At 73.2% G+C, this 20,954-nt stretch carries 8 protein-coding genes; 2 read left to right on the top strand and 6 right to left on the bottom strand.

All coding sequences use genetic code 11. From position 1 onward, the window contains the following. Positions 1–89: 89 nt before the first annotated feature. Positions 90–2,024 (bottom strand): MFS transporter, encoded by a 1,935-nt coding sequence (locus ABVB68_RS11935; RefSeq protein WP_353600913.1) that lies wholly within the window; start codon positions 2,022–2,024, stop codon positions 90–92. Between the two features lie 1,381 nt (positions 2,025–3,405). On the opposite strand from ABVB68_RS11935, the gene ABVB68_RS11930 reads away from it, so the two are divergent. After that, entirely contained in the window at positions 3,406–4,011 is a 606-nt protein-coding gene (locus ABVB68_RS11930) for a dihydrofolate reductase family protein (RefSeq protein ID WP_353600912.1), read from the top strand. Between the two features lie 116 nt (positions 4,012–4,127). Here the strand turns inward: ABVB68_RS11930 and ABVB68_RS11925 are convergent, their stop codons facing one another. From ABVB68_RS11925 to ABVB68_RS11910, 4 genes are read right to left on the bottom strand one after another with little or no spacing between them, the layout of a single operon-like run. Then, positions 4,128–10,184 carry a hypothetical protein gene (locus ABVB68_RS11925; RefSeq protein WP_353600911.1) on the bottom strand — a complete coding sequence of 2,019 codons (6,057 nt, stop codon included), beginning with the start codon at positions 10,182–10,184 and terminating at the stop codon, positions 4,128–4,130. Positions 10,185–10,215: 31 nt separating this feature from the next. After that, positions 10,216–12,747, bottom strand: a complete 2,532-nt coding sequence (locus ABVB68_RS11920; protein ID WP_353600910.1) for a hypothetical protein — start codon at positions 12,745–12,747, stop codon at positions 10,216–10,218. Between the two features lie 49 nt (positions 12,748–12,796). Then, positions 12,797–15,697 (bottom strand): DUF6603 domain-containing protein, encoded by a 2,901-nt coding sequence (locus tag ABVB68_RS11915; RefSeq protein WP_353600909.1) that lies wholly within the window; start codon positions 15,695–15,697, stop codon positions 12,797–12,799. A 6-nt stretch (positions 15,698–15,703) separates the two neighbouring features. Beyond that, positions 15,704–16,771, bottom strand: a complete 1,068-nt coding sequence (locus ABVB68_RS11910) for a WD40 repeat domain-containing protein (RefSeq protein WP_353600908.1) — start codon at positions 16,769–16,771, stop codon at positions 15,704–15,706. A gap of 1,138 nt (positions 16,772–17,909) precedes the next feature. Between ABVB68_RS11910 and ABVB68_RS11905 the strand changes: the two genes are divergently transcribed. Beyond that, positions 17,910–19,856 (top strand): phospholipase D family protein, encoded by a 1,947-nt coding sequence (locus ABVB68_RS11905; protein ID WP_353600907.1) that lies wholly within the window; start codon positions 17,910–17,912, stop codon positions 19,854–19,856. Positions 19,857–19,881: 25 nt separating this feature from the next. Here the strand turns inward: ABVB68_RS11905 and ABVB68_RS11900 are convergent, their stop codons facing one another. Next, positions 19,882–20,760 (bottom strand): peptidoglycan-binding domain-containing protein, encoded by an 879-nt coding sequence (locus ABVB68_RS11900; protein ID WP_353600906.1) that lies wholly within the window; start codon positions 20,758–20,760, stop codon positions 19,882–19,884. Between the last annotated feature and the right edge of the window lie 194 nt (positions 20,761–20,954).

Here is a 20,954-nt window from a genome sequence, read left to right as displayed (position 1 = left end):
CGCACCGTCGGGACGGCGACGGGTTTCCTGCGTCGCCTGACCAGGTCCACCACCGGGGCCGGGGAAGTGAGCACGGTGCCGGCCGGAGCTCATGCGCTGCGGTTCCGGTGGGAGCCGGATGGTCCGCCCGGCCTGCCGGGCCGGTCCGGCGGTGCGTAGCGGTCGTCCGGCAGGCGGCGGGCGCGGGACTCCCCGACGGCCTCCCGCAAGGCCCCTGCGAAGCGCCCGGGACCCCACGACCGGCCGTGGACGGCCCGCTCGAGCCCTTCGCGGGTGGCGGGCCCGCTCTCTTCGAGGGCCCGGACCAGTTCTTCGATCTCCTCGTCGAGGCGCTGCTCGGCCATGGCGGAGGTGCGGCTCGCGGCGCCCGCGGTTCCGGCCATCCCCGGCGAGTAGAAGGAACTGCCCGAGCCGGCGCCCGGTCGGTACCGCCGGGCCCCGGTGCCTTCTCGCGCCCGGCGGCCGGCCGTGCGCTCGGCGATCCGCCGGTCCCGCTCGCGCGCGGCCAGCCGTACGCCCGCGGGGCGGAGGCGGTCGCGTTCGTCCTGGGGTGCCCGCTCACCCCGCCAGGCCGCGTCGGCTTCCTCGGCGGTCAGCGGCCTGGCGATGTTCTCCAGAGACTGCTGCTCGGCCTTCACCCCGAAGGCGACCTCGGCCAGCCCGCCGAGGGCCATGGCCGCCGCTCCGATGAAGAAGCCGGTGGCCACGAGGGTGGTGTTGCCACTGTGAATGAAGTGTCCGAACAGCAGCGGCCCGGTGATGCCGCCCAGGGCGGTGCCGACGGCGAAGAACAGGGAGATGGACAGGGCTCGCGTCTCCATGGGGAAGACCTCGCTGACGGTCAGGTAGGCGGAGCTCGCTCCGGCGGACGCGACGAAGAAGGTCAGCGAGACCAGAAGGAAGAACGACCAGGCCGTCAGCGAGCCGTTGACCAGCAGGACGGCGAGGAGCACCGCCATGGCGGCCGAGCCGAAGTAGGTGCCCGCGATCATCGGTTTGCGGCCCACGGTGTCGAAGAGCCGACCGAGCAACAGCGGGCCGAGGAAGTTGGCGATCGCGAAGATGGTCAGGAAGTACGGCACGGAGCTGGAGCCCACGCCGAAGAAGCCGCTCAGGAGCGTGCCCAGGTCGAAGACGATGGCGTTGTACAGGAAGGCCTGGCCGACGAACAGGGCGAGGCCGAGGAGGGCGCGTCGCGGGTACCGCTGCAGGGCCACTCGGGCGATCTCGGTGAACGGGATCACGTCACGTTGCCGCACGGTGACGGCCTCGGTCGGCTCGGGCAGGTCCTGACCGGTCTCCCGGCGCACCTCGGCCTCGATCTGGTCGACGATGCGTTCGGCCTCGTCCTCGTGACCGTGGATGAACAGCCAGCGCGGGCTCTCCGGTACATGGCGGCGGACCATCATGATGCCGAGGCCGAGGATGCCGCCGAGCCCGAAGGCCAGCCGCCAGCCGAGACCGGCCGGCAGCAGGTTCTCGTCGAGGAGCACCAGGGCGGCCAGGCTGCCCAGGGCGGCCCCCACCCAGTAGCTGCCGTTGATGGCCAGGTCCACCTGCCCCCGGTTGCGGGCGGGGATCAACTCGTCGATGGCCGAGTTGATCGCCGCGTACTCCCCGCCGATGCCCATGCCGGTGAAGAACCGGGCGAGATAGAGGTACCAGGCGTCGTGGGCGAAGGCGGTCGCGACCGTGGCGAGGATGTAGATGCCGAGCGTCAGCATGAACAGCTTCTTGCGCCCGTAGCGGTCGGTGAGCCGGCCGAAGAGCAGGGCACCGACGCACGCGCCCGCCACGTAGATCGCGGCGGCCGTGCCGATGTCCGCGCTGGTGAGGTGGATGCCGCTGTTCCGTTCGGTCATGCGTGAGGCGACCGCGCCCACGATGGTCACTTCGAGCCCGTCGAGAACCCAGACGGTGCCGAGGCCGATGACGATCCGCCAGTGGAACCGGGACCACGGCAGCCGGTCGAGACGGGTGGGGACCTTCGTGGTGATGACACGGGGTTCGGAGGTGGTGGTCATGCCGCCGCCCCTTCCACCTCGGGACACGGCCGCTCCGCCGTACGGGCGAGGGACCGGGCTCGCGCCCCGTGTCCGGCGTAACGTCCCTCCTCATGCTGCGCTGCCGTCTCGTCGGACACCGGTTCCGTTTCCGGAGCGAGGGCGCCACCATGCGCTGGCGCTGCGAGCGCGGTTGCGGGGCGCACGGCAGCAAGCGGTATGAGAGAGCCGAGGACGCGGAGCGTTATGCCCGGGCGTTCGACCACGAGGACGCCGAGGACCTCGGGCGACGGGCGCCGTTGGTGGGGCTCTTCCCCTTGCGCCTGTTGCGCGCCGTGCGGCTGGCACGAGCCAGGAGAGCAGGTTCGGCACCCGAGGACAGACCCACGGCACCCTGAGACGCTGTCCGGTGTGACGGCAGGCATGGCCTCACCTCGAGCTCTGGTCCAACGGTGCACGGGGTGACGGCGGCTTCCATTTTATGGCATTTCGTGCAGCTCGGTGGACATTCCGCCTCGATATCTCCCTTCGTTCGGCCAGTACAGGACGCGAAGTCGCCATTTGATCCGGCAGGCGGAAGCGCCGGGACGAAATGCTCGGCACGGTGAACACACGGCACAACCCATCTCCGCTGCTTCCGGCACGTCGTCGGCACGTGACGGCGAGCGGTCCGCGCCCAGACACACGGGCCGGCCGCCGACGACCGAGGGAATGCGAGCGGCCCCATCAGGGCACGGGACCCGAGCCGTGCCACGGCGCTCTGCGCCATTCCGGACAGCGGCGCTGCGCTCGGTCGGACCGGATCTTTGCCGGTCGTCCCGCGCTTCGCCGGGCTGCGGACCCACGGGTCGTCGCGGCGGGGCCGCCGGCCGAGGCGGCGAGGGGCCGCCGCAGCCCCACGGCGCCCTGTCCCGCGGCCCGGCTCGCGCTCTCCCGACGCCAGCCCGAGAGGCTGAGCACCGGTCAGCCGTGCGGCGTCGACGAGGCGCAGGACCTTCCCTGTCGAGGTGACGGTGAAGCGGTGGCCTTCGTGACAGCGGATGCATGTGAAGCCCGCCGCCTCACCGCGTTGAGGCAGCCGCGCAGGTCAGGGCCGGCCCGAACGCACCCATCGGCACGTGCGGCCCGGCCGGTGGCGGGGGCCGGCCGCCCGTACCGGTCACCGCCGCGGACTACCAGGGCCCGGGGTCGTCGAGCGGCATCGACAACCTTTGAGCGGCTTCAAGGTCGCCTCCGGCGGCGAGGCGCCGGCGCGGTCCGGCCCGCCGAGCAGTGGCCCGGTCGAACCTCGCCGAAGGGGGAGCAGGCCCGGCGGCCCGTCAGCGCGGTCCGGCGCCGCGGACGTTTCACCGATGAGTTCTGGGCGGTGGTGTGGTCTACCGGTCGACGAAGGGAGCGCATCATGCGCGAGATCATTGTCTGCACGTTCCTGACGCTCGACGGTGTCATGCAGGCGCCGGGTGGCCCGGACGAGGACGCCGAGAGCGGCTTCGAGCACGGTGGCTGGCAGAAACCGGTGGACGACGACGAGGTCGGCACGGCCATCGCCGGTTGGTACGAGCACGCCGACGCGATGCTGCTCGGCCGCAAGACGTACGAGATCTTCGCGTCGTACTGGCCGACCGCTGATCCCGGCAACCCGTTCACCGATCGGATGAACAGCATGCACAAGTACGTGGCGTCCCGGTCCCTGACGTCCGTCGAGTGGCAGAACTCCACGCTGCTGGAGGGCGACGTCGTTGCCGCCGTACGCAAGCTGAAGGGGTCCGACGGCGGCAACGTCAACGTCGTCGGCAGTGGTGACCTCGCCCAGACCCTCATGCGGCACGGCCTCGTCGACGAGTACCGGCTGACCATCCATCCGGTGATCGTCGGCACCGGCAAGCGGCTGTTCGCGGACGGAGCGATCCCCACCGCGCTGGAGCCGGTCAGTGTCTCGACGACGAAGGGCGGCACCGTCGTCGGCGTCTACCGGCCGAACGGCAAGCCCCGCTACGACAGCTACTAGTCGAGGATGCCGAGGGCCGTGTCCAGGCACCGGCGGACGCAGACGGACATCAGCTGTCGCAGTGCCTCCAGCGTCCGCCGCCGCAGTGCCGACGCGCCGCGCCGCCACGTCCTGTCTCACGGCCACGGCTCCGTGGGCCGCACCGTGTCAAAGGCGAGTCCGCTGGAGCTCTCGCCCGTGCCGGGGGCCTTCTCCCTGCGCACCCAGCTGTGCCAGGAGCCGTCGAACCAGCGGGCCAGCACCGGGCGGCGGGTCACGTACGCGCCGTCGCGCGGCACCTCCTCCTCGTGCAGCCACAGTCCGGGGGCGATCAGCCGGCCCTCGGGCCGCGAGTCGAGGCCGGGGCCGGTGAGCGTTGCCAGCCGGAACCGGATCTGGTCGGCCCGGATCGGCTCCGGGACCAGCGGGAACCAGTAGTCCGGTACGACGGTCTGCACGGCGTACGCGGGCAGTGCCCCGGCCACGGACGGCTCAGGAGGTGCGCTGCGCGCCCAGCGGTCACGGCGGTCGACCGGTTCACCGCGGCCATCGGTGTAGTGGTGCTGAACGGCCCACGCCAGGTTGGCCAGTTCATCGCGGGCCAGGACCACGTGTTCGAGGGGCTGTCCGGTCTGCCCGCGCTCGGTGGGCAGGATCAGCAGTCCGGACGCCGCCGGGTGGTCCGGGTCAGGGCAGTTCAGGGTGAACATCGACCAGGACGGGTCGTCCCGTCCGGCGCGCCGGACCAGGTGGTCGCGGCCGAACACGTCGCGCACCAGCACCTTGTCCATGATGGTCAGGGACGCGGTCGGCACCTCCAGCGGTACCAGGAACCAGTCGTTGCCGTAGACCGTGGCGAACGAGATCAGGAGCAGGCGGCCGGTGTCGAGGGTGGACACGTCCGCCGCCCCCAGGTCGACCCGGGCGTCCTCCATCTCCCAGAACCGGTCGGCGGGCAGCCCGCCGTAGCGCACGGTCGAGGGGAGACCCTCCTCGCTGAACGCGTGCGGCTGCGCCTGCGGTGCGGCCTCGATGTCGGGGTCGGGGTGCACGTCCAGGCTGTACCAGTCCAGGCCGTCGCCCTGGTACTCCTCGGCGCGCAGTACGGTACCGCCGGCGGACAGCTCGGCGGCGTACTCGAGTCGGTGCGGGTCGAAGCAGTCCGGGCCGCGCTCCGCCAGTTGTGCGTCCCACCAGTGCCGCCAGCGCGCGGCGACTTCGCCGAGTCGAGGGTCCGGTCCGCCGCCGAAGGTGCCCGCGTCCAGAGCCGCCGCCACCGACGCCGCGTCGGGCATCCGGCCGTCGAGCAGGCCGATCAGGCTCGCGTCCGCCTCGCCGGCCTGGAGCCGATGGGGGTCCAGCGCCGTGAGGGCGGCGCTGAGCACCCCGGCGTCGTCGGACATGCGCAACAGTGCCGCGCCGCCCTCGGCGCGCAGCCGCTCGTCGACCTGGACCGGCTCGTCCTCGATCCGGGTGTCCAGCGGGCCTTGGCCGAGTTCATAGGGCACCCAGTCGCCGGCCCCGGCGGGGCGCCAGGCGTCGATGGGCGCGCTGCTGCCGGTCATCCGGACCACCGCCGGAGAGCCGGCGTCCTGCGCGGTGAACTCCCCGAACTGCCACTGCCGGGTGAGCAGCCACAGGGGGTCGTGCACCTTGGCGGCCAGGCCGGTCTCGACGTCGGAGGCGCGGTGCCGGGATTCCAGCCGGAAGGGGCCGTCCGGGTCGGTGTTCGGCCTGCGGGTCTCGATCCTGGACAGGGCCTTCCCGGTCGCTCCCCGCTGGGAGATCCGGATGCCGGGCAGGAGGGAGCGCAGCAGGGGCAGGTCGTCGCAGTCGACGGCGCGCAGTTTGCCCAGTTCGAGCGTCTCGCGCAGCACCTGCACCAAGCCGTCGGCGGTCCAGCCGCGGTTCAGGTCCGGGGGGACCGCGATGAGCACGCTGTGCGGGGCCTTCGAGTCCGGGCGGTCGTAGTGGAAGGCGACGCCCGTCAGTTCGGTGCGCGGGGTCGGCTCGGGGCTCGGCGGCTGCTCGGAACCGGGGAGGAGTTCGATCCACTCGTCGAGTACGACGCCGGTGACGGCACCGTTCGGTGTGAGGTCGACCGGTGCGTGCCAGACCAGGTGAGTGGTGGCGGGTGGGCGCTGCCCGGCCGGGAAGGTGCCGCCGATCCAGGCGTCGCCCCCGGTCGTCGGATGCTGGGCTGCACGCAGCCGTTCCACCCGCCCGGCCCGGGTTCCGGCCAGCAGCAGCGTCTCGTGCAGGGTGCGCACCGCGGGCCGTACCGCCGCGTTGCGCCGCAGCCAGTCCTCGATGTCGGCGCCCGGAAGGTCGCCGCGCCCCGCCGGTGGCGGGGCCGGGGCGGTGAGTGCGGGCAGCAGCGGGATGTCCGTGCCGAGCACCTCGGACAGCTCCGTCCGGGCCCGAGAGAGCCAGGAGTCGGCCGACTCCGGCACGACCTGCTCCGCCGCCAGCCGGCGTACCTCGGCCTCGGCGGGGTGTCCGGCCACCGGTGGGCTCGCGGCGAAGGCGGTGAGGCGGGTGCGCAGTCCCGCCGTGTCGACCGAGCGGCCGCCCGGGTCCTCGGGCAGGTGCGACGGCAGCAGCGGCTGGGCGGTGGACAACAGGGAGCGGATCCGGGCCGCCCGGCCGCGCAGCCCGCTCCAGCCGGGGCCGGTGAACTCGACGGAGGTGTTCGGCGCGGCGCCCAACGCGCTCCGAACCGCCTCGCGCAGCATGGACGGTTCGGTGGCGGCCGCGTCCAGTACGGTGCTCAGCGCGCCGGACCCGAGCCGGTCTGCGGTGAGTTCGAAGGGGCGGGCGTCCTGCTGTCCGTCGCCGAGTCGCCCGGCGAGCGTCCAGCCGGCCGCCGGGCCGAGCAGATGGGCGATCCACGTCTCCAGCGCGGGTTGCAGCGCGGCGAGCGGATCGGCGGCCCAGCCGGTCGGCCCGGTCGGTTCGGCCGGGAGCAGCACGGCCGTTCGGTGCGTCAGGGCGCGGGCCCGGTGCGGGGAGCGCAGGACACGGAACGTGTCCGGCACGTCCTCGCCGCGGCCGAGGGTGTCGGCGGTCAGGCCCGCGCGGATCGGGCTGCCGCCCACCAGTTCGTGGACGCTCTCCGCCAGCACGAGGTCTCCGACCGCGTCCAGCGCGTCGGTGAGGTCGGCCAGCAGCGGGTTCACCGCCGCCCGGTCGCTCTCCGACGCGACCACCGGCGCCCCGTCGATGACGCTGGCCCGGCCGGGCGCGTCGGTCCCGGCCCGTGCGAGGGCCATGCCGTCGACGACGTTGCGCGCAGAGATCGCCTCCGCGCTGCGAGCCCACAGGTCCGCGTCGGGTTCCTGGGCCCGCGTCTCGGGCACGACCGGCAGGGGGAACTGCCGGCGGAACCGTTCGACGAGATGGTCCAGTTCGGCGTCGTGCAGGGCCCGTTCGAACCGGTAGCCCAGCAGCGAGCCCAGGTTCTGACCCTGTCGTACGCCGCCGATCAGCCAGCGTGCGACACGGGTGCGGCGGGAGGTGAGGTTGACCGCGTAGCTCTGCTCGTCGGGGTTGCCGAGGAAGCCGGAGCGCAGGACGGCGGCCGTGGCCGCGTGGTGCAGTGAGGGCGCGTGGATGTAGCCGTCCTTCCCGGACAGCTCGACGGTGGTCACCCCGTCGTCCAGCTCGACGTCGAGCTGCTCCCTCGGCTCCGGCGGCCGCAGATCCTCCACCCAGCCGTAGCAGCCGAACCGGACGCCCTCGGCGCCGGACGCCCGCAACTCGGCCAGACGCTTGGACGCCAGTGAGGTGATCCATGCGTCCAGGCGGTGCGAGTGGACGTCGATGACCTCCAGCAGCAGCTCGGGCAGCCGGGTCACCGGTACGGCGGCGAGGGCCCGCAGTGCCTGCTCGAGCTGCGGCAGCGCGCCCGCGGCACCGGCGGCCGCCGCGACGCGTTCTGCGCGCTCGCGCTCGTCGAGGCCCTCCAGCACGTCGGCCACCAGTTGATCCACGTCGCCGGTGACGGCCAGTGCCTGGCGCAGGGGGTCGTCCCCGGGGTCGAGGTCGTCCAGGAAGGTGGACCAGTTCGGCAGGAACAGCAGCGCGTCGAGGACACCGCTCAGGTCCGGCTCGCCGTCCGGCGGGACCGCCCCAGGCGTCCCCCCGCTCTCCGGCTGGTCTCCCTCACCCGGCTGGTTCTCCTCGCCCGGCTGGTCTCCCTCGCCTGGCTGGTCTCCCTCGCCTGGCTGGTTCTCCCCGCTCGGCTGGTTCCCCTCGCCCGGCTGTTCCGGCCCCACCGTCTCGTCGGCCGAGGGAAGGTCGAAGAACGTGCTGCGCCGGGGCGGGACCTCCCGGCCCGTGGACAGTTCCACCGGCCAGTGAAGGTCGTACGCCTCGGCGTCCAGCTCGCCCGCCAGGAAGGCCCGTACCGCACCCAGATAGTCCGCCGTGGCCGTCGCCCGGGCCGGAAACGCCACCGGGTCCGGGGCGATCCGGGTGACGAACTCCGGGACGCCGGTCTCCTCGTCCAGGCCCCAGCCGAGCGAGGTCCAGCCGTCACCGCTCGTGGTCCAGCGCAGCATCCCCTCCGGCGGCAGACCGGGCAGGCCCAGCGGCGCAGGGGGCTCATCGCGGGGCGTCTTCGGCACGGCGAACGCCGGCCCGTCCATCCGGCGCATGGCGAGTCCGGTGGCCACGGGCAGCCGCTGCAGGGCTTTGACCGCGACCTGGTCCACCGGCTTGCCCGGTTCGACGCGCGGGACGACGAGTTCCTCCCCATCCGGCTCCTTCCCGGCCAGCGCGGCCCGCCACCGTTCCCGCAGCCGCATCAGCCAGGGCGCGATCACGCCGTCCACGTCTTCGACGCGTCCGGCGCGCCAGTCGTCCAGGGCGGTGACGGGCAGGACCCCGTACGGCTGGCGGCCGACGCGCAGCATCGGCAGCGGCCCGCGGCCGCGGACGTGTGCGGCGAGGTGCTCGCGGACCGCGCGCCAGGGCCCCTCGGAGGCGACCCCGCTCACCTCTTCGGTGCCCAGGTCGATCGTCGTCAGCGCGGCCTCGGCGAAGCCCTTGCCGAGCGTGGGCCAGGTGAGCAGGGTCAGCGCGGCGACCGCCGGCGGGTCGGTGTCGGCGGCGCCGGAGCAGCCGCGCAGGAACCCGGCGTCCGACAGGCCGAGCGCGGCCGCCAGCGCGTCGGCCACCGGCCGTTGCCCCGCCTCGGGATCGGGATCGGGACCCGGAGGGGCGGGAGCCGAGGACCAGCCGGAGCGGGCGCGCGGAGTGTTGTTGGTGGAGGTGCCCGAGGGCAACAGGCCGAGCCCGCTGCCGAACCGGTGGCCGTGCAGCAGGTCGCGCAGCCGGGCCGCGCCGTCCGCGGGCGCGTCGTCGCGCACGCCGACGACCAGCAACTGGTCCAGGTTCTCGGTGTTCTCGGGCGGGAGAACCAGCTCGATGCCCATGCCGGCCTTGACCGCTTCGAACCAGTCGGTCTCCCATCCCTCATCCTCGGCGCGCAGCAGGCCGATCGGCAGCGGGTCCGGCACCGGACGGCCCAGTTGGTCCACCACCACCTGGCCGTCGAACAGCCCGAGGAAGCGCCAGCGCTGGGGCATCGACGCCGCGCGCGGCCGTGGCTCCCGCGGGTCGTCCGGACGTACCACGGGCGCCGGAGCGCCGGGGCGGCAGGCGCGGACCGCCCAGGAGGCGCGGGCCGGGCGCAGTTCGGTGAGCACCTTCTGCCACGCTTCCGGGCCCGGATTCCGCCAGTACGCGGCGCCGGCGGCGGCCTCGGCGGGGGTGAGCTCGGGGTCGAACCGGGGGAGCAGGATGTCGTCCGGGTAGATCCTCACCCGCAGGGTGTTCGGCTCCCACCAGATGGTCTCCACCCGCACCGGGAGCAGCGCGATGGGCGCGGTGTTGTCGTCGGGGAACAGCGCCTGGCCCTCGTCCAGGGCGCGGGTCAGCTCCTCCTGGGCCTCGGCCACCGCGCCGTTCGTCTCGTCGGCCGTGCGCCGGAGGTCCGCCAGGGCCGCCTCGGCCTCGGCGAGCAGCTGTGTGCTGGGAACCGGGTCGAGGACGGGATCGGGGAGACCGGCCTGGATGTGCGCCTGCAGGCGCCGCACCACAGTCTCCTTCTCCTCCACGAGGGCCCGCGCGGTGTCCGCTGCGGTGCGTGCCTGGTCCAGCTGGGCGCGGGCGGCGAACGCGTCGGTCATGTCCCCACTGCTCCTGTCCTCGTCACGGTGGTCAGCCGCTCAGCAACGTGGTGGCCCGGAAGGCGAGTTGGAAGGGCTGCTGGAAGGCGATGCGGGCCATGTCGGCCGCGTCCCGGGCCCAGACCGGTGGGTCGGGTGGGGACAGCCGGGTCGGCGTGGCGGGCGCCTGGCCGAGCTGGACGCACGAACCGGGTGCCACGCGGACGCCCTCCCAGGTGAGGTCGGCCCAGGTCGTCATCTCGGCGGGCTGGTCACCGGAGTCGAACCCGAACTGGGTGCCGCGCATCGGTTCGCGGAACACGAAGAACCATTCCTCGGCGCGGGCCCGCTCCTCGTCGAGGCCGGGGAACAGGTAGAGCACGGTGGACTCGTCCAACGCCAGCGCAGTGGCCGGCACACCGTCGAAGACGGACGGCAACTTGCCGTCCACTCCCCGGACGGCGAGCAGGGCGGTGCCGGGGAAGCGGCGCAGCAACTGGCCGCGCACGAGCAGCGCCAGGTCGCCCTTGCCGCCGGTGCGCAACTGGCTGCCCAGCGGGGCGTCCGGCGGCCACAGGGCGATCTCCTCGACGTCGGCGCCGTCGCCCGGCCAGAACCGGGCGAACGGGGTGCCGCGCTGGTCGGTGGGGAACTCCCGCCACAGCAGCTCGCGGTTGAACTCGTGGTTCAGCCCGACCAGCAGCGCGGCGATGAACTCGGGGTTGGTCTCCAGGAGGGTCACGGTGTCCGGTGGCAGCGCGCCGATGCCGGGCAGCGCCCATTCCGGCCAGCGGGCCAGCAGTTCCCCGGCGATCGGCACGGTGAACTTCGGATGGGCCATGACCGGCCGCAGCGGGCGGTCGTCCGCAGCGCGCTCCGCCCAGAAGTCGGCGGGGACACGGTCGGCCATCCGCAGCACCTGCAGCCGCATGGGGCTGAGCCCGGCGCGCAGTTCGCCCGGCAGGCCGGCCTCCGGGGACGCGTCGTCGCCGATCAGGTGCAGATCCTTCAGCTTCTGTGTGAGGAACGGCTCGGCCGCCTGGCCGGCGACAACCTCGCCGTTCGTGCCGCGCCGGGCGCGGCGGGCCAGCGCGCCGTTGGCGCGGGTCAGCCGGACGAAGGAGGTACTCGCCGTACCGGCCGGCACACTGTCGGCCGAGGCCAGCATGGTGGCCAGCGTGGTCGGCTCCGCGTCCGGCTGTGCGGCGGACACCGGCACCCGCCCGCTCACCGGGGCCATGACGGTGACCAGGTCGGCGGGTCCCAGCGGGTCGAGATGCTTGTGCTGGGCCCGCTCCGCGGCGACGGCCGCGAGTTCGCTCGCCGCCAGCAGCCGGTTGGCCCGCCGGATCTCGCCGACCTGCTCCCAGGCGCGGGCCATGAGGAACTCCTGCTCCAGCTGCACATAGCGGCAGCCGAGCGCGGCGGCGACCCGGCGGCGCACCTCCAGGTTGAGGGTGCTCATCCAGGCGCCGGGCTCGTCGGGCACGGTCAGTTCGCCGGTGTGGTGGCTGCCGTAGAGCGGCGGGGCGACGGCGGCGACGTCCGGGTCCACGGCGTCCTCGTCGCCCGCCGCGGGGGTCTCGGCGCGGTGCAGGGCCGGTGCGTCCACCCGTTCGCGGAGCGGGGCGCGGAAGTGGTCCTGGGCGGCGGGGTCGGACCAGGTCTCGGGCGCCGCCGTGCCGGGCGCCCGCAGCGCGCCGTCCAGGGCGACGGTGGCCGGGCCGGCGGGGGCCTCGGCGGGCCAGGCCTGGCTGACGTCGACGATCCGGCTGCCGAGTCCGGACTCGGCGGCGGGCCGGAAGCGCAGCCGGCGGGCGAGTTCCTCGAACGTGCCCGCTCGCCCCGTACGGAAGGTCCACCAGTGGTAGACGGGCAGGTCGACGGTGTCCCGGCCCGCGACGGGCCAGGCGTCCGCGGTCGCCGCCGCCCCGGGTGCCGCGTTCAGGCCCGCGTCCCGCCCGGCGGCGGTGACGGGTACCACCGCGGCGATCCATCCGCGGTCGGGGGCCAGCCGGCGCGGGCACAGCAGACGGCCGACGACACCGGCCGAGTGGTCGCGCGCTCCCTGTTCGGTGAGCTGCCGGGCGCGCTCGCCGTCGGTGACGTCGTCGGGCAGCCGGGCCTCCACATGGGTCCAGGCCCACCGTTCGGAAAGTGGGGGCAGTGCGGCCACGGGCGCGGTGAGCACGGGCAGTGGGTTCGCGGCGCGCGGCGGGGCCGCCTCGTCCTCGGCCAGCACGATCAGTGCGATCCAGGGTTGCGGGCTGGGTTCGGGCAGTGCCGGTACGGATCCCGGGGACAGCAGCCAGGGCAGGTCGGCGTGCGCCAGCTCGACGCTCGCCATGACGTTCTCCGCGGCGTCCGGCGTGCCGGGGGGCGGCTCCTCCCGCAGCACCATCGACCGGTCGAAGCCCAGTACGTCGCCCGGTCCCACCAGGGTCAGGGTCGGTCCCGTCACCTGCGGCTCCTCGTGGCGGCCTTCGATGTCGCGGGTGAACCGCACCGACGTGGGCAGCGCCTGGCCGTCGGCCGAGGCGCCGGCGCCGACGCGTGCCGAGGAGAAGAACCACCGCGTGCTCATGCGTCGCTCCCTCCGGGTCCTCGCGGCGTGCCGCGCCCGCCCGGCGCGGTCATCGGCTCAGCTCCCAGCTCTCGACGAGCCGCAGCGTGTCCCGGGGCACCGCGAGTTGTCCGCTCACCGCCCGCCAGACGTCGGAGGTGGCGTCGACCATCGTGACGTCCTCCAGCAGGGGCTTGAGGGAAGTCGCGGCGACCACGCTCAGCTTGGCCGGGCGCAGGCTGACGGCCGCTTCCGAGGTGCGCCACCGTTCCAGCCGTTCGGCGGCGCTGACCGCGTAGACCGCCTCCCGGTGGAAGAACCCCTGCCAGCCGGAGAACTGGCGCTCCGGCAGGGGGGGTTCGTAGCCGGTCTCGTAGCCGTCGTCGACCCGGTGGCCGGTGCCGAGCCGGATGCCGTCGGCGCGCGCCCGCAGCCCGCCGGCGTAACTGACGAAGGGGGCCGCGGTGAGCTGCGCGTCCTCGGTCAGGTCGAAGAACTCGCCGGGCACGAACAGCTCGGGCAGTGAGGGGAGACCGGCGGCGGGCTGGGCCGCGCCGATGGTCACGTCCTTGATCGTCCAGGTCTGCACGGGTACCGGCCGCCGTTCGAACCGGGAGATCGGCACGCCCAGCGGGACCACACGTTCCTGGACGCGCAGGGTGGCGTCGGGGTGCACCAGGCTTCCCTGGATCAGTTTCTCGTTCGCGGCGGTGGTGAACACCAGCGCGGTGCGTTCGGCGGCCGGCCGTTCCGCCGCCCAGGCCTTCGTCTGCGTCAGCTCGGCCGTCAGGACCTCGATCGGATCGCGCCCGGCCTTCTGCTGGACGGCGGGCGGTGAGCCCCAGCGCACGTCGAAGTCCAGCTCGACGTCCCAGAACAGCACCGAGATGCTCCCGGTGCCGAACGCGTGCCAGGGGGCCGGGCCCTCCAGTGTGAAGTCAAGGCCGATCCCGGCCAGTCGGCGGCCGAAGGCGCGCACCGCCACTCCGGCCCGTACCCGAACGGAGAACGCGAACACCGGGTCGAAGACGAACAGCGCGTCCAGCCCCAGCCAGCCCTGCACGCCGCAGCCCGCGATCGTGGCGTCCAGCTGGACCTGGCCACCGAACATCACCGCGTTGGTGGTGACGGCGAAGTAGGCCTCCATGCGCAGTCCGAATCCGTTGCCCGGCGCCAGGTCGACCTGGAGCCGGCTCAGCGCGGGCACTCTCGCCGGGGGCGTGTAGCGCGGGTGGAAGCCGCCGGCCGACAGGACGAACTCCGGCTGCCGACCCCCGCGTACGAGCAGGTAGATCTCGCCGCGCACGGCCAGACCGACGATCCACGAGCCGGACAGCGAGACCAGCAGCTCGACCAGAGGGACGGCCGGCTCGACACGGCCGAGCACACTGGCCTGGAGGCGGATGAGCGGCACGACGGGGTCGGGCAGTCCGACGAGCAGCCGCCCCAGCAGGATCGCGCGTGCCGGTGCGGGCAGTTCGAGGATCAGCGCCCCGGACAGCGACGCCATCCGGCCGCCCCAGTTGAGGCGGATCATCGGCCCGACCAGGATGCGCCCGGGAGCCACCGGGAACGCCGAACGGAGAGAACCGATGATCTCCTGGGCGCGTTCCACCGCTCGGTCGGGGAACAGCACGTGGTCGGCGTTGCCGTCGCCGACGAGCTGTTGCAGCGCGGCGACGTCCGCGCGCCGGTTCAGCCCGACCAGGCCGCCGACCGCGTCCAGCGCGAAGCCCAGTCCGATCTGGATACCGGGGAGCGGGAACTGGGCGGCCAGCAGCACCAGGAAGCTGGTGGGCGCCGCCTTGCCGTCGGGCGGCCGGAACTGGGCGAGTGCCTGGATGCGCAGCACGCCCAGGTCGAGCGAGATCAGACCCTCGTAGCCGCGGTCGGGGGTGTGCCTGACCACGCCGCCGCCGGAGACGGGCGGCACCTTGAGCTCGGTTCCGATACCGTCCGGGAACAGCTCACGCAGCCGGTTCGGGTCGAGGCCCGGGCGGGTCGCCGAGGAGAACGTGACGGGCAGGTCGATCCCGGCCCCGTCCAGGTGGACGCGCAGCGGTAGGCCCGGCAGCCCGGCGCTGACCGACACGGACAGCGCCAGCCGCGGCTCGCCCCCGTCGGAGGTCAGCTCCAGGGCGGCCCCCCGGCTCGACACGCCGAGGCCGTTCAGCCGTAGCGGCAGGGGGACGCGCAGGGCACCGGTCCCGGCGAAGCGCAGGCCCTCGACCCGGTCGGCCCGCAGGACGACCGGCGCGGGCGGTCCCGACATGGGGCCGGCCCCGCCGGTGCCGAGGAGGGCGGCCAGCGCGGCGGGCAGGACGGCGGCGGTGAACCCCTGCAATTCCAGCTCGAACGCCGCGGGCGTGGCGGGGTCGGAGGTCACGGCCAGCACGAGGCCGTCGACGCTCAGCCCCGGGCCGTCGGACATTCCGGCGGTCAGCCGGCCGCTGCGCCGCAGCCGGATCACCGCGGTTCCGCCGGGTGGCGCGGGCGGCAGACCGGGGCCGAAGGCGGCGTCCCAGCCCTGTCCGGCCGTGACGGTCGCCTCCACGCTCCACGGCCCGCGGGCCGTCTGGGGCAGCGTCAGAGCCGTCTCCGGGGTGACCACCACGTCGAACACCGGTCCCTGCGGGGTCACTCCGAGCACGGCGCGCCCGCCCGCCGCGCCGGACGGGTCGGTCAGCACCAGCGCCACGCCGACCGGAGCGTCGGGCGCCCGCCGCCACCCGTGGAGCCGTACCGGCGACGCGGCGTCCAGGTCGCCCAGCATCTCCCGTACGAGCTCCACCAGCGAGTTCCCGGCGGGCAGCCGGTCGTGCACGTCGAGCAGCCGTCCGGCGAGCACCGTTCCCGCGGCCGAGGGGTCCTCGCCGACCTCCGGCAGGGCGTGGACCAGGCCGTCCACGGCGTCCCCGGCCAGCGCTCGCAGTTGGCCGGCGACCTGCTGGAGGAGTTCGTGCGGGTCCATGGCGGCTCACCCCTGGTTGGCTTCGCCGTTGTCGATCACCAGCGCGCCGGACATGGTGCCGACGCCCAGCCAGCGGCCGTCGGCGCTGAACCCCATCGTCAGCACCTCCTCGGTGGGCACGGCGTACAACTCCTTGCCGTCGAGGTTGAACAGGCGTACGACGTTGTCGATGGAGGCGCTGGCCGCGAACTTGCCGTTGGGGCTGAACGCCACGTCCGTGACGGCTCCGAGGCCCGGGTCCGGGGCACCGGGCTCCAGCTTGGGCACCCGGCACTTCTCGACCCCGGTGTCCGCGTCCAGGACCCGGGCGAACCCGTCGGCGCCGCCGACCACTGTCCACTTGCCCTTGGGGTCGAATGCCAGGCAGCGCGGGAAGGTGGGCTGGACGTTGGCCTGGTCCGGGTCGGACCACACCTGCCGCCCGTCCTGCGCCTCGAACATCCGGGTGGTGTCGTCGGCCGCGCAGCACAGCACCCTGGTCCCGTCCGGGGCGAACGCGACGGCGAAGACGGCGTTGCCCGGGGTGAGCCGCCCGATCTCGGTACCGGTGGCCAGCTCGTGCACCCGCGCGGACCCGGCGTCCCGGTGGTTTCCGCCGTGGCGTTCGTCGACGGCCACGGCGACCCGGGTGCCGTCCCGGCTCACGTCCAGACCGGCGATCAGCGGCGGGTCTACGGTGATCCGCTGCTCGATCTCCCCGGAGGCCTGGTCGAGTACGGCGATCAGGGTGTCGGTGGCCGCGATCACCCGCCCGTCCGAGCCGAACCGCACGGTGTTCAGGGATGTGCCCGGGGCCAGCGGTCCTTGCCAGGCCACCGTGCCGGTCGTGCTGTCCCGAAGGGAGACCTGCTCGGAGTCGGCCACGGCCAGCTTGCCGCCGTCCGGGCTGAAGGCGATGCCCGTGACGGCGCCGCCGACCGTCATGTCCAGCGGCGTCCCGATGCGGGTCGAGCGCACCCGCAGGAGGGTGTCGGTGCCACCACTGGCGAAGCGCTTGCCATCGGGGCTGAAGGCGATCGCCTGGCAGGAGCCCTCGTGCTTGACCTCGAGTGCCACGGTGCCGGGCTCACTCATGAGCGGCTCCTCCTCGTGTCCGACCGACCCCCTGCCCGGGCCGATCGCGGTGCGACGTCGAACGCCGCGGCTCCGCGGCGCACGGTCACGGGCCATCGTCGCGGGGACAAGGCCGCCCGGGCGCCGAAGGCCTGCTCCACCGTGAAGGCCGCGTTGCCGCGCACCGACGTGTCGCTCACCTTGCCGACGGACGGGTACGCCCGGGAATCACCGGCGAATTGGGGGGTTTCCTCGTTCATGGGACTCGTCCAGGTCTACGCGGAACGGGTCGGTGGGGTTCGACGTGGCTGTCCGTCCTCGCCCAAGGGGCCGTCGGCGGATCCTGCGCGGCCGCAGTCGCGTCGAGGGGGGTGTCGGCACCCCGTTCTCCTTGGTGGGGAGGCGAACGGCTGCCCGTTCACGTCGCGCTCACCTCGGATGTACTGCCGGTGATCACCGAACGCGAGAAGGGGAATCACCGGCGCCGGCGAACACCCTGCGCGTCTCGCGATACGCCGCCCGCAGCCATGTCCGGCTACGTGTGCTTGCCGCAACTCACCAGCCTAGTCGGAATTTCGGCGCTCGCCACATCGGCCCGTGGCCACTCGATCACGACGTCGACCGGGCCGGGGAGTCCCGCCCGGACCGTTGCCGGCCACCTCCCGGCCGTCTGACCGGCTGGGGCAACCAGGGCGTGCCTTCTCCTCCTTCACGTCGTGATGCGGACAAGTGCCCCCAGGGGTCGATGTCGTGGGTGGGTCGCAGCCGACGTACCTCGGGACGCTCGAAGGGGCGGCGGCACCGCGCGACCGCCGCATCGCGCGGACCGCCGAGTGGTGCGAGCATGGTGGTGCGGTGCGCCGCTCCGCACACTCCGCGAGGAGGAACGGCCCCGGCCAAGCGTCCTGGCGTCTGCCGCGGCGGCACGTGGAACCTCGCCGCCGGCCCGGCAGGACCGACGTCGCCGCGGCCGCCCGCCCCAGCCGTCCCCCACCCCCGGGTGCCTCGGGGGGTCTGCCCCCTGCCTCCCGCTGGAGTCGGCCCCGAAGACGACGGACGCCTCGCCGCGGGGAGTCGATCGCGCCCCACGACACCACGGCGCCCCGGCCGCCGGAGCGTGTAGGGGCGCCCGCCTCGACCTGGGTGAAGGAGATCCGGGATGCTCACCTCAGCACTGTTCGCCGGCGATCCGCTGCTCGAGGCGATCGCACAGGACCAGGACCGTATCTCGCGTACCCGGCACCGCACCGATCCGGCCGTGCAGAAGGTGCAGATCGCGCTGCTCGGCTGGGATCCGGACTCCCTGCCCCAGTTCGGGGCCGACGGCGACTACGGCGACGAGACCGCCGGCGCGGTGGCCCGGTTCAAGGTCGAGGTGCTCGGCGTTGCCCCGGCCGAGCTGATCGACGACGTCGGCCCCCTGACGGTCCTGAAGCTGGACGAGATGCGCGCGGAGGCCGAACGCCCGCCCGCGGAGAGCGTCACACCCGAGGACTGGCTGCTGACCGACGCCGAGATGGGCCCGTTCCGCTCTCCCGCCTTCACCCTGGACAACCTGGTCCTGTTCTTCGTCGACGCCGAGGCGTACTACACCACCCTGTCCTCGCGGCTGGACGGCCTGGCGACCGGGGACCAGGTGCTGTTCGCCGGCTGGCGGTTCTCGCCCGAGCAGATGCTGACCCCGGGGGTTCCGGCCTCACCGGGATGCCTCGACCGGCTCCTCAAGCTTCGTGCCGACGGCGTCGTGGTACGCGCGCTCCTGTACGGCTCGCAGTTCTCCACGCTTCCGGTGCGCAGGCCCAGGGTTCCGACCCTGCCGTCCAAGGACAATTTCGACTTCCGCACCGGGCTGGTCGACGCGGGGTCCCAGGCGATCCTCGACGCCCGGGTGGGCGAGTTCGGCTCCCACCATCAGAAGTGCGCGGTCGTACAAGGCGCCGCCGAGGGCGCGTGCGCGTTCGTCGGCGGGATCGACGTCTGCCTCGACCGCTGGGACAACGCCGCTCACGTCGATCCGCCCATACGGCAACGGGAGCCGGACTTCCTGGGGCAGCAGATCTCCCTGCCCGGCTGGCACGACGTGCAGTGCGCGGTGTTCGGGCCCGCCGTCGGCCAGATCTGGCAGAGTCTGGTCGAACGCTGGAACGATCCCACCCGGCCCAGCCGCATCGATGACACGCCCGTGCCGATCCCTCCTTCGGAGCAACCCGGGCCGCCGACGACCCAGGGGACCCAGGCAGTTCAGGTGCTGCGCACCCTCACCTGCAAAGGGGTCTACTCCTTCCTGCCCGGCGGCGAGTTCACCGTCACGGCCGCCTACCGGAAGGCCATACGCCGGGCGCGGCACTACATCTACATCGAGGACCAGTATCTGTGGCCGTCGCCCCTCGTCGACGACCTGCGGGACGCCGCCGGCCGGGGCGTCCAGGTCATCCTCGTGACCGCGCGCGACTTCGACGCCCCGGGGCTGAAGGACGTCCACAAGGCGCTGCGCACCGAGGCCATCCAGCGCATCGCCTCCACCGCGCCCGTGAACGTCCACTGCTTCCATCTGGAGCAGGCGGCGACGACGCGCCAGATCTACGTCCACGCGAAGCTGATGATCGTCGACGACCAGTACGCCGCCGCGGGGAGCGCCAACCTGAACTTCCGCTCGCACACCACGGATTCGGAACTGCATCTCGGCGTCTTCGACACGGACCTGACCGACGGCAGCGTGGGCGGAGCCCCGACCCGGTCCGGGGTGTCCATCCGCGAGCTGCGTACGCAGATCTGGGGCGAACACCTCAACGAGGACCCGTCGCTGCACGAGGACCCGCTGGTGGGTCTCGGCCGCATGCCCACGGGGGGCGGCAAGACCGGCCATCTGGTCGGCTTCCCCGTTCCCGCGCAGGTTCCCGCCGTGGACTGGCGAGAAGTGCTGCGGGAACTGCTGCGCTCGATCCAGGAGATGGAGAACTGGCAGCTGCTGGCACCGCTGGTGCTCGGTCCCCTCGCCCTGCCCGTCGAGATGGCGCCCGGCCTGGACCTCGGCACCGTCGCGGATCTCATTCCCGACCCCGAGGGTTTCCTGCGCAGGCTCCTCAACCCCAACACCGTGTGCTGAGCCGCACCTCGGTTCGGCCGGGCGCTCAGGCGCCGAACACGGTGAAGCCGCGTCCGGAGAGCTGGGCGGCGAGCGCGGACACCGTGTCCGGGTCGTCGAACGCCCCGTTCTCCACCAGGCCCGTGGCCGACTGGAACTCGCGGACCTTGCCCTGCGTGAGCAGGCCGTCCACGCCGTCCTGCGAGAGCGGTTTGAAGTCCAGGGCGAGAAGCGCCCCTTGCACGCCGAACACGTCCGACACGTCCAGCACGATCTGCTGGATGGGCAGACCTCGGTCCTCGACGTCGCGGGCCAGCAGGAGGTGAGCCCGGTCGAGCATGTTGCGGATCCTGATCGTGCCGACGTCCGGGGTGAAGTGGCACTCGTCCGCGGCCCCCGCCCAGTCCCGGTCCCGCACGTGGTCCTGAAACTTGGGGAAACGGAACTTCGGGCCCATCGCCCAGCACATGCTCAGCGTGGCCAGCTGCGCGTTGGCCGGCCACGAGGCGAAACCGCCGAACTCGTCGCGCGAGGTGAGCACCGACTCCATCTCGTCGAGCTTCGCGAAGACATGGCGGTCGACCTCCTCGTCGTCCACGTGCAGGCGCGTGAACGGCTGGAATTTGCCGTGCAGCCCGAGGGGGGCAAGCTCCATATGCGATTTCACCGTGTCCCAGTCGGTGGCGACATCCTCCGGCGTCGCCTCGGTGTCCACGTCGTTGACCAGCCAGCGAAGCCTGTTGGCGGCGACCAGAGAGGCGTCGCGCTCCTGCGCGGTCGGTGCGGAGTTGTCCTGGGCGGTCTCGTCGATCTTGTTCCCTATTCCGGTGCTCACGTAGCCCTTGACGTCCAGGTACATGAAGTGGACGCGCCCTTCGAGGGGATCGTTGAAGGTGATCCAGTAGTCGCGAACGCTCTGGTGCATGATGCTGCCTTCCTGCCTGTGCCTGCGGAACGCTCGGGAGGCGCCGGGCCGACCAGGGCGACGGTTCGGTGCCGGGTGCCTCGTCCAGCGGGGAGGACCCCCCTGACCGCCGCGGTGACCGGCGACGGGGCCGAACCCGCTGGCCTGGCGAACCGTCCGTCGAACGTGCGCCGTCGACGAGAAGCGGGCCGCTG

Origin of the sequence: Streptomyces sp. NPDC096012, assembly GCF_040426375.1 — a bacterium.
Lineage (GTDB): Bacteria > Actinomycetota > Actinomycetes > Streptomycetales > Streptomycetaceae > Streptomyces.
The sequence above is the reverse complement of the archived record's forward strand: the minus strand, read 5'-3'. Positions and strand labels throughout refer to the sequence as shown.

Bases quoted from the DNA above. Each gene is read 5' to 3' on its own strand.
- ABVB68_RS11935 (WP_353600913.1), bottom strand. From the start codon at position 2,024: ATGACCACCACCTCCGAACCCCGTGTCATCACCACGAAGGTCCCCACC.
- ABVB68_RS11930 (WP_353600912.1), top strand. From the start codon at position 3,406: ATGCGCGAGATCATTGTCTGCACGTTCCTGACGCTCGACGGTGTCATG.
- ABVB68_RS11925 (WP_353600911.1), bottom strand. From the start codon at position 10,184: ATGACCGACGCGTTCGCCGCCCGCGCCCAGCTGGACCAGGCACGCACC.
- ABVB68_RS11920 (WP_353600910.1), bottom strand. From the start codon at position 12,747: ATGAGCACGCGGTGGTTCTTCTCCTCGGCACGCGTCGGCGCCGGCGCC.
- ABVB68_RS11915 (WP_353600909.1), bottom strand. From the start codon at position 15,697: ATGGACCCGCACGAACTCCTCCAGCAGGTCGCCGGCCAACTGCGAGCG.
- ABVB68_RS11910 (WP_353600908.1), bottom strand. From the start codon at position 16,771: ATGAGTGAGCCCGGCACCGTGGCACTCGAGGTCAAGCACGAGGGCTCC.
- ABVB68_RS11905 (WP_353600907.1), top strand. From the start codon at position 17,910: ATGCTCACCTCAGCACTGTTCGCCGGCGATCCGCTGCTCGAGGCGATC.
- ABVB68_RS11900 (WP_353600906.1), bottom strand. From the start codon at position 20,760: ATGCACCAGAGCGTTCGCGACTACTGGATCACCTTCAACGATCCCCTC.